The sequence below is a fragment of the Flagellimonas halotolerans genome (genome assembly GCF_035818535.1).
Lineage (GTDB): Bacteria > Bacteroidota > Bacteroidia > Flavobacteriales > Flavobacteriaceae > Flagellimonas > Flagellimonas halotolerans.
Genome location: NZ_JAYKYV010000036.1, coordinates 1 through 1055 on the forward strand (window position 1 = coordinate 1; position 1055 = coordinate 1055).

Sequence of the window (1055 nt, forward strand, 5' to 3'; positions counted from 1 at the left end):
CCCACCTTGGTCCCGAAGAACTTATTGAACTCGTTCACATTGAAACCGAATCCGTAGCTAGGCATACCCATACCGCCCCAGACCTCGATGTGGTAACCACGTGGAAAATCCAACTTGGAATTATCACCCCACCAAGGTGAGTACACGTGCATACCTCCTACACCATCTTCGTTATAGGAAACCTTTCGGTTCATCAAATCGGGAATAAATGCAGCTCTATCAGCACCCGTTGAATCGTGCAGGTACCTACCCACAACGTCACTGCTGTTCCCTAATCCATTCGGGTGTTGCTTACTTTTTGAATTGAGAAGGATACGAGCAGAACTACAGGCCGAGGCACCCAGCACCACTACTTTTCCTTTCAATTTATATTCTTTACGATCTTCTTTGTTAATGTAGGACACTCCCGTGGCCCTGCCCTCCTCGTCGGTGGTCACCTCGCGGACCATACAGTTCACGAAAAGGTCGATCTGGCCACCGTTCTTCTGCGCAGGGAAGATAAGACAGGTCCCCGCCGAGAAATCCGCGTATACCTGGCAGGCACGGTTGCACTGCCCACAATAAAAACAAACCCCACGGTCGTTGTTTATCTTCTTGGTGAGCATCGACATCCGGGAGGGGTACACCGGGATGTTGCTCTTTTTCGCCCCCTTGATATAAAAAAGCTCGTGCAATCTTGGTTTGGGCGGTGGCAGAAAGAAACCGTCCGGGTCGTTGGGAAGCCCCTCGTTGGTGCCGAACACCCCGATCATCTTGTCCACCTTGTCGTAATACGGCTTTACGTCATCATAGCCTATGGGCCAGTTGTCCCCGTAGCCGTCAACGTCCTTGTGCTTGAAGTCCTTCGGGCCGAAACGCAGGGAGATCCTTCCCCAGTGGTTGGTCCTCCCCCCCAGCATCCGCGAACGGAACCAATCGAATCGGGTGTCCTCCCCTTGGGTGTAGGGCTCCCCCTCGATGTCCCAGCCGCCGTAGGCGGCATCAAAATCCCCGAAGGGACGGAATCGCGTGCTCTTGCCGCGCCTGGGGCTCTGGTAGGGCCATTTCAACTGGGT

Annotated in this window: 1 protein-coding gene; it reads right to left on the bottom strand. The window is 53.8% G+C overall.

The annotated features are described in order from the left end of the window. Window positions 1-1055: GMC family oxidoreductase N-terminal domain-containing protein (locus VM932_RS16670; protein ID WP_326280425.1), on the bottom strand; the 1055-nt coding region annotated here is incomplete at both ends.